General features: G+C 60.3%; 8 protein-coding genes and 1 pseudogene. 8 read left to right on the top strand and 1 reads right to left on the bottom strand.

Translation table 11 applies throughout. The features are described 5' to 3' along the window. A pseudogene (locus ACIPZH_RS10195) lies at positions 1-431 on the top strand (transposase); the annotation flags it as partial. Between the two features lie 217 nt (positions 432-648). On the opposite strand, the gene uraH reads toward ACIPZH_RS10195, so the two are convergent. Then, a complete protein-coding gene (uraH, locus tag ACIPZH_RS10190; protein WP_012315443.1) occupies positions 649-1,002 on the bottom strand; it encodes a hydroxyisourate hydrolase in 354 nt (117 codons plus the stop codon). 377 nt (positions 1,003-1,379) lie between these two features. On the opposite strand from uraH, the gene puuE reads away from it, so the two are divergent. The 7 genes from puuE (at position 1,380) to ACIPZH_RS10155 (ending at position 8,327) form a co-directional block, all read left to right on the top strand. Continuing rightward, a complete protein-coding gene (puuE, locus tag ACIPZH_RS10185) occupies positions 1,380-2,306 on the top strand; it encodes an allantoinase PuuE (protein WP_027592956.1) in 927 nt (308 codons plus the stop codon). Then, positions 2,306-2,821 (top strand): 2-oxo-4-hydroxy-4-carboxy-5-ureidoimidazoline decarboxylase, encoded by a 516-nt coding sequence (uraD, locus tag ACIPZH_RS10180; protein ID WP_241804519.1) that lies wholly within the window; start codon positions 2,306-2,308, stop codon positions 2,819-2,821. The genes puuE and uraD overlap by 1 nt, the downstream gene beginning before the upstream one ends. Positions 2,822-2,878: 57 nt before the next feature. Then, on the top strand, positions 2,879-3,382 hold the full coding sequence (locus tag ACIPZH_RS10175) for an ureidoglycolate lyase (RefSeq protein ID WP_012315446.1): 504 nt from the start codon (positions 2,879-2,881) through the stop codon (positions 3,380-3,382). Positions 3,383-3,425: 43 nt separating this feature from the next. Beyond that, on the top strand, positions 3,426-4,754 hold the full coding sequence (locus tag ACIPZH_RS10170) for a urate hydroxylase PuuD (RefSeq protein ID WP_241804520.1): 1,329 nt from the start codon (positions 3,426-3,428) through the stop codon (positions 4,752-4,754). Positions 4,755-4,911: 157 nt separating this feature from the next. Next, complete coding sequence (locus tag ACIPZH_RS10165; RefSeq protein WP_400636080.1) at positions 4,912-6,267, top strand: nucleobase:cation symporter-2 family protein; 1,356 nt, start codon at positions 4,912-4,914, stop codon at positions 6,265-6,267. A gap of 139 nt (positions 6,268-6,406) precedes the next feature. Further along, on the top strand, positions 6,407-7,192 hold the full coding sequence (locus tag ACIPZH_RS10160; RefSeq protein ID WP_400636079.1) for an outer membrane protein OmpK: 786 nt from the start codon (positions 6,407-6,409) through the stop codon (positions 7,190-7,192). A 352-nt stretch (positions 7,193-7,544) separates the two neighbouring features. Then, the gene (locus ACIPZH_RS10155) at positions 7,545-8,327 is read left to right on the top strand and encodes an outer membrane protein OmpK (RefSeq protein WP_012315450.1); all 783 of its coding nucleotides are present in this window, start codon (positions 7,545-7,547) and stop codon (positions 8,325-8,327) included. The last annotated feature ends 26 nt before the right edge of the window (positions 8,328-8,353 follow it).

The following is an 8,353-nucleotide window of genomic DNA, read 5'->3' as shown; positions in this document are numbered from 1 at the left end:
AAAAGATTAAGGAAGTGCTACGAGAGGCTGGGCTGCACGAGCAAGTTGCCCGCTGTCAGGCGGTAGAGGGAATTGGGTTTCTTACCGCTACAGCCTTGGTAATGGCTTTTGTAAGGGGCGAGTTCAAGAACAGTGATTCGTACATCGCATTCCTGGGAATGGACTTACGGGTTAATGATTCTGGAGAGAAGAGTGGACGTCGTCGGCTCACCAAGCGCGGCTGCTCGGAAATCCGTCGTTTGCTGCATAACGCAGCAATGGCGGCCAGCAGGTCGGCCGCTTAGAAAGGGGTATATGAGCAGTACAGAAACAGCGGTAAGGCAACGACCCAGGCGTTGGTAATTCTGGCCAGGAAGCTCGCACGGGTGGCATTCGCCCTGATGAGAAATCAGGACGAATACGTTACCAAAGGCGGGAAAATGGCTTGCTGATAACCATAGAATCTCCCACCCCGACCGCGCTGTTCTTCAGGCCTGCGTTTTACCTGTCGAAGCAACGGTCTTACCCATTTCTAAAAGCCGCCGCAATCCAGGGGGAGACGGCTTGCCGGCGATGAGGGCGCAGGGGAAAACACAAAACAGCAGACGAAAAAAAGCCCGCCAGTGTGAGAGCGGGCCAAGGACCTACGAAGATTCTTCTAGCGACCAACTAGCTCCCACGATAGGTCGAATAGCTATACGGCGAGATCAGCAGCGGCACATGGTAGTGCTCCTGCTTCTCGTCGATGCCAAAGCGCAGCACGACAACATCCAGAAACGCCGGCTCCGGCAGTTGCACGCCGCGAGCACGGTAGTAGGCGCCAGCACTGAACTGCAGCTGGTAAACGCCAGTACGGTAATCGTCACCCTGCAGCAGCGGCGCGTCCACGCGGCCGTCACTGTTGGTCAGGGCGGTGTTGACCAGCTCAAGCTGCTGGCCTTCGACACGGTACAGCTCGACCTTGATCGCGCTGCCCGGGCAACCGTGAGCTGCATCCAGTACGTGTGTAGTCAAACGTCCCATTGCTTGTCGCCTCTTGTTCAATCTGTGGGCAAAAAATACACAGCCATCCGCACGGCAAACAACCTGCGACGGGCGGGAATAGCGTTATTAAGACATTTCATCGAAAGATTGTACACAATTTTTTGAGCCCTTCCGCCAAGGCCCGGTCAAACCGGTCAATAGTCGCAAAATCAAGCGCTGTGCCGTTGCCAATCTGATTAACTGACCAATCAGGCAGGTTTCTTGCAACAGATTCTCAGGCGACAAATGGGAAGAAATGCGGAAAAACAGGCTTACAAATGATTTCAGAAGTTGTATACAATCAGCCCATCCGGTGGTGCGACATCCCGACGCGGCCCGCCCACACCCCGCACTAACGCACAAGAAGGAAGACTGCAGTGAGCGCTGACTACCCTCGCGACCTGATCGGTTACGGCAACAACCCACCTCACCCGCAATGGCCGGGCAATGCTCGCATCGCGCTGTCTTTCGTCCTGAACTACGAAGAAGGTGGCGAGCGCAACATCCTGCACGGCGACAAAGAGTCTGAAGCCTTCCTGTCCGAAATGGTCGCGGCCCAGCCACTGCAGGGCCAGCGCAACATGAGCATGGAGTCGCTGTACGAATACGGCAGCCGTGCCGGCGTATGGCGCCTGCTCAAGCTGTTCAAGGACAGCGGTGTACCGCTGACCGTGTTCGCCGTGGCCATGGCCGCCCAGCGCCACCCGGACGTGATCCGCGCCATGGTCGAGGCCGGCCACGAGATCTGCAGCCACGGCTACCGCTGGATCGACTACCAGAACATGGATGAAGCCCAGGAGCGCGAGCACATGCTCGAGGCCATCCGCATCCTTACCGAACTGACCGGCGAGCGCCCGGTTGGCTGGTACACCGGCCGCACCGGCCCCAATACCCGTCGCCTGGTCATGGAGGAAGGTGGCTTCCTCTACGACAGCGATACCTACGATGACGACCTGCCCTACTGGGAACCCAACAACCCGACCGGCAAGCCGCACCTGGTGATCCCTTACACCCTGGACACCAATGACATGCGCTTCACCCAGGTACAGGGCTTCAACTGCGGCGAGCAGTTCTTCCAGTACCTCAAGGACGCCTTCGATGTGCTGTACGCCGAAGGCGCCGAAGCCCCGAAAATGCTGTCCATCGGCTTGCACTGCCGGCTGGTCGGCCGCCCGGCGCGCCTGGCCGCGCTGAAGCGTTTCGTCGACTACGCCAAGAGCCATGACCAGGTCTGGTTCGCCCGTCGCGCGGACATCGCCCGCCACTGGCACACCACCCACCCGTACAAGAAAGAGAACGCCTGATGACCGCCTTCAAGACCCTCAAGCCATCGACCCTGGACCGTGACACCTTCGTCAAGGTCTTCGCCGACATCTACGAGCATTCGCCGTGGGTCGCCGAAAAAGCCTACGACCTGGGCCAGCTGGAGGAACTGAACGAGATCGAAGCGCTGCACCAGCGCATGAGCGACATCCTGCTCAGTGCCAACCACGCCGACCAGTTGGCGCTGATCAACGCTCACCCGGACCTGGCCGGCAAGGCCGCCATCCAGGGCGAGCTGACCGAATCGAGCACCAACGAACAGGCCGGCGCCGGTATCCACCAGTGCACCGCCGAAGAGTTCGCCCGGTTCACCGAACTGAACGATGCCTACAAGGCCAAGTTCCAGTTCCCGTTCATCATGGCCGTCAAGGGCAGCAACCGGCACCAGATCCTCGCCGCTTTCGAAAAACGCATCCATAACGACAGCGATGCCGAATTCAAGGAAGCCCTGGCGCAGATCAACCTGATCGCCCTGTTCCGTCTGCTGCAGCTGTAACCGGCGCGGCAACGTCACAGCTTTATCCAGAACAACGAACATAGAAGAGATAACCGCATGCGCACCCTGATGATCGAGCCCCTGACCAAAGAAGCCTTCGCCCCCTTCGGTGACGTGATCGAAACCGATGGCAGTGACCACTTCATGATCAACAACGGCTCGACCATGCGCTTCCACAAGCTCGCCACGGTCGAGACCGCCGAGCCTGAAGACAAAGCGATCATCAGCATCTTCCGCGCCGACGCGCTGGACATGCCGCTGACCGTGCGCATGCTGGAACGCCATCCGCTGGGCAGCCAGGCTTTCATCCCGCTGCTCGGCAACCCCTTTCTGATCGTGGTCGCGCCCGTTGGCGATGCACCTGTATCAGGCTTGGTCCGTGCCTTCCGTAGTAATGGCAGGCAGGGCGTCAATTACCATCGCGGCGTTTGGCACCACCCGGTGCTTACGATCGAAAAGCGGGATGATTTCCTGGTGGTTGATCGCAGTGGTTCCGGCAACAACTGCGATGAGCATTACTTCACCGAGGAACAGATGCTGATCCTCAATCCCCACCAATAAGAAAAGGTCGATCATCGTTCGGTGATCGGCAGAGGTACATACTGTGGAAGCACACCTTCACGAATGGCTGAACCTGAGCATTCGCTGGGTTCACATGATCACCGGCGTGGCCTGGATCGGTGCATCGTTCTACTTCGTCTGGCTGGAAAACAACCTGAACCGGAGCAATCCGCGTGACGGGCTGTCGGGTGACCTTTGGGCCATCCACGGCGGTGGTATCTACCACCTTGAGAAGTACAAGCTGGCGCCGCCGAAAATGCCCGAGAACCTGCACTGGTTCAAATGGGAAGCCTACTTCACCTGGATGTCTGGTATCGCCCTGCTGTGCGTGGTGTTCTACTGGAACCCGACCCTGTACCTGCTGGCCCCTGGCAGCACCCTGAGCGGTGCCGAGGGTGTGGCCATCGGTATCGGTTCGCTGGTGGCCGGCTGGTTCATCTACGACCTGCTCTGCGATTCGCCACTGGGCAAACGCCCGGCACTGCTTGGCGCCGTGCTGTTCGTCCTGATCATCGCCGCCTGCTGGGGCTTCAGCCTGGTGTTCAGCGGCCGTGGCGCGTACCTGCACACGGGTGCGATCATCGGCACCATCATGGTCGGTAACGTGTTCCGCATCATCATGCCGGCCCAGCGCCAGCTGGTGGCTGCGATCGAGAGCAACACCACCCCCGACCCGCGCCTGCCGGCCAAAGGCCTGCTGCGTTCGCGTCACAACAACTACTTCACCCTGCCGGTGCTGTTCATCATGATCAGCAACCACTTCCCGAGCACTTACGGTAGCCAGTACAACTGGCTGATCCTGGCCGGCATTGCGGTAGCTGCGGTACTGATCCGCCACTACTTCAACACCCGCCACGACAGCAACAAGTACGCCTGGACCCTGCCGGCCGGTGCCCTGGCGATGATCTGCCTGGCTTACGTCACCGGCCCGAAACCGATGGCGGTTGACCCAGAGCAGGCCGCGGCGAAGATCGAGTACCAGCCGCTGCCCGCGACTGCAGTGGGTGGCAAGACCGCTGCCGAGCAGCGCGCCGAGGACGCTGCCAAGGCGGCCGAAGCCCCTGCCGCACCGGCTCAAGCCCCAGCTCAGGCGACTGCTCAGGCCGGCGGCGGCGCCTTCGACAAGATCCACACGGTCATCCAGGAACGCTGCACCGTGTGCCACTCGTCGAAACCGACCAGCCCGCTGTTCAGCACCGCCCCTGGTGGCGTGATGTTCGACACCCCGCAGCAGATCCAGGCTCAGGCCGCGCGCATTCAGGCGCAAGCGGTCGCCAGCCAGATCATGCCGCTGGGCAACATCACCCAGATGACCGTCGAAGAGCGCAAGCTCGTCGGTGACTGGATCGCCAAAGGCGCCCAGGTCAACTGATCGAAGCCGCACGCTTCAAGCCTCAAGCTGTAAGTCGTAGGTAACAAGCAAGCATCGAGCGTCAGGCTCCACGCGGATCACCAAGCTTCTTCCTGAAGCTTGCCGCCTGGGGCTTGCCGCTTGGATCCGAGAATAAAAACAAAACTCGAGGTGCTGCATGTCCGAGTCACGCAAGGCGTACATTCCTGTGGCGCCACCGCGAGAACCTCTGCCCCTGTGCCAACTGATCCTGGTAGGCCTGCAACACGTTCTGCTGATGTACGGAGGCGCGATTGCCGTGCCTTTGATCATCGGCCAGGCGGCCGGATTGTCCCGTGAAGAAGTCGCTTTCCTGATCAACGCCGACCTGCTGGTCGCCGGCGTCGCCACCATCATCCAGTCGTTCGGTATCGGCCCGGTGGGGATCCGCATGCCAGTGATGATGGGGGCCAGTTTCGCTGCCGTCGGTAGCATGGTGGCCATGGCCGGCATGCCTGGCGTTGGCCTGCAGGGGATATTCGGTGCGACCATCGCCGCCGGGTTCTTCGGCATGCTCATTGCCCCGTTCATGTCCAAGGTCGTACGCTTCTTCCCGCCGCTGGTCACAGGTACCGTGATCACCTCGATCGGGCTCTCGCTGTTCCCGGTCGCAGTCAACTGGGCCGGTGGCGGCCATGAGGCACAAGCCTTCGGCTCGCCGATCTACCTGATGGTCGCGGGCCTGGTGCTGGCCGTGATCCTGCTGATCAACCGCTTCATGCGCGGCTTCTGGGTCAACGTGTCGGTGCTGGTAGGCATGGGCCTGGGTTACATCCTGGCCGGCTCCATCGGCATGGTCGACCTGTCCGGCCTGAGCCAGGCACCGTGGCTGCAAGTGGTAACGCCACTGCACTTCGGCATGCCGACCTTCAGCCTGGCGCCGATCCTGTCGATGTGCCTTGTGGTGGTGATCATCTTCGTCGAGTCCACGGGCATGTTCCTCGCCCTGGGCAAGGTGACCGATCGTGAAGTCACGCCAGGGATGCTGCGCCGCGGCCTGCTGTGCGATGCCGGCGCCTCGTTCATCGCCGGGTTCTTCAACACCTTCACCCACTCCTCGTTCGCCCAGAACATCGGCCTGGTGCAGATGACCGGCGTACGCTGCCGCTATGTCACCGTGGTCGCCGGCGCGTTGCTGATCCTGCTCAGCCTGCTGCCCAAGGCGGCTTACCTGATCGCCTCGATCCCGCCTGCAGTACTGGGTGGTGCGTCCATTGCCATGTTCGGCATGGTCACCGCCACCGGGATCAAGATCCTTCAGGAGGCAGACATCGGCGACCGTCGCAATCAACTGCTGGTTGCGGTCAGCGTCGGCTTCGGCCTGATCCCGGTGGTGCGTCCGGAGTTCTTCGCCCAGATGCCGCAGTGGATGGAACCGATCACCCACAGTGGTATCGCCATGGCCACGGTCAGCGCCTTGGTGCTGAACGTGCTGTTCAACATCCTCGGTGGTGCCGACCGCGCAGCGCACAACGACGCCTGTCACCAGCATTGAGCCAAGCGGGGCGGCGCCTGCGTCGCCCCGCGCCTATCCGTTGCAACTGCCACACCGTCGGCCCGCCGGAATGGGCCGCCCGGGGCGCCTGCGCGCCGAACAATCCGCCAACAAAAACAATAAGTCCGGGAATCACAACATGAAGCGCATCGCATCAACCCTGTTGCTGGGCAGCAGCCTGCTGGCCACCCTCCCCTCGCATGCAGGCGAATGGCTGCTGTGGCACGGCGAAAGCCTGACCTATCTGTATGGCAAGGACTTCAAGGTCAACCCAGACATCCAGCAGACCATCACGTTCGAGCACGCCAACAAATGGAAGTACGGCGACACCTTCCTGTTTGTCGACAAGATCTTCTACAACGGCAAGCCCGATGCCAGCAAAGGCGTGACCACCTACTACGGTGAGTTCAGCCCGCGCCTGTCGTTCGGCAAGATCTTCGACCAGAAGCTCGCTTTCGGCCCGATCAAGGACGTGCTGTTGGCCATGACCTACGAGCGTGGTGAAGGCGACAACGAGGCCTACCTGATCGGCCCGGGCTTTGACCTGGACATTCCCGGCTTCAATTATTTCACCCTCAATTTCTACCTGCGCAACACCGAAGGCGGCCGCCCTGGCGACGACGTCTGGCAAATCACCCCCGGTTGGTCCTACACCATTCCCGTGGGCAGGTCGGACATTCTGATCGACGGCTACATGGACTGGGTGCCCGACAACGACCAGAACCGCCGCGGCACCTATCACGCCAACCTGCACTTCAACCCCCAGGTCAAATACGACCTGGGCAAGGCCCTCAACCTGGGCGCCAAACAGCTGTATGTGGGCTTTGAGTACAGCTACTGGAAGGACAAGTACGGCATCGACAGCCGCGGCAATCTTCAGAGCAACCAGAGTGTCGCCAGCGCGCTGATCAAGGTCCATTTCTGAAAACCTGATCAAACGCCCAAGTTTGATACACACTGCTCCAGGAAGGAGCACTTGAGGCCAGGCGCGCAAGCCAGTAATCTGCGCGCCCCCTCGAACAGGGCAGGAGGGATTCTGCCCGCGTTTACTGACCGCTCAGTCAATGAATTCGGGCGGTTGGCCAACGTGTTGCCAGCCGGAAATACCCATTTTCAGCCGTTCAGAACGAGTCGAGCAGGCAGGTTGTAGCCAATCCGGAAAGTTGGCGCAGCTCTTGCCAAACAACTGTGGCCAATCGAAAAAAGCTGACTCAAAAGACAAAAAAGCGCCAATACCGAGCGCTGACAACAGACCAATCAAGGGAGCGACACTCGCAATGCGTACCATCAATAGCCTGATTCTCGCGGGCGGCCTGCTGGCCTGCGGCACCACCTACGCCGATGACCTGCTGCAGTGGCAGAACAACAGCCTGACCTACCTGTGGGGCAAGAACTTCAAGGTCAACCCAGCGATCCAGCAAACCGTCACGTTCGAGCACGCCGATGGCTGGAAGTACGGCGACAACTTCATCTTCGTCGACAAGATCTTCTACAACGGCAAGAAGGACTCGGGTAACGGCGATAACACCTACTACGGTGAGATCAGCCCGCGCCTGTCGTTCGGCAAGATCTTCGACCAGAAGCTGGCGTTCGGCCCGGTCAAGGACGTGCTGCTGGCAATGACCTACGAGTTCGGCGAGGGTGATACCGAGTCCTACCTGATCGGCCCTGGCTTCGACCTGGACATCCCAGGCTTCGACTACTTCCAGCTGAACTTCTACCAGCGCACCACCGACGGCAGCCGTGCCGGTGACAATGTCTGGCAGATCACGCCGGTGTGGTCGTACACCATTCCTGTGGGCTCCTCCGACATCCTCATCGACGGTTTCATGGACTGGGTGGTCGACAACGACGAGAACCGCCGCGGCACCTACCAGGCCAACCTGCACTTCAACCCTCAGGTCAAATATGACCTGGGCAAGGCGTTGCACCTGGGTGAGAAGCAGTTGTACGTAGGCTTTGAGTACGACTACTGGAAGAACAAGTACGGGATCAAGGATTCCGACGGGTTCACCACCGACCAGAACACGGCAAGCTTCCTGGTCAAGGTCCACTTCTGACCGCGGGCTGCGCTGCAGCCCAGCGC

It is taken from the genome of Pseudomonas sp. NPDC089758 (genome assembly GCF_044748705.1).
Lineage (GTDB): Bacteria > Pseudomonadota > Gammaproteobacteria > Pseudomonadales > Pseudomonadaceae > Aquipseudomonas > Aquipseudomonas putida_X.
This window is presented reverse-complemented; position numbering and strand designations above follow the sequence as displayed.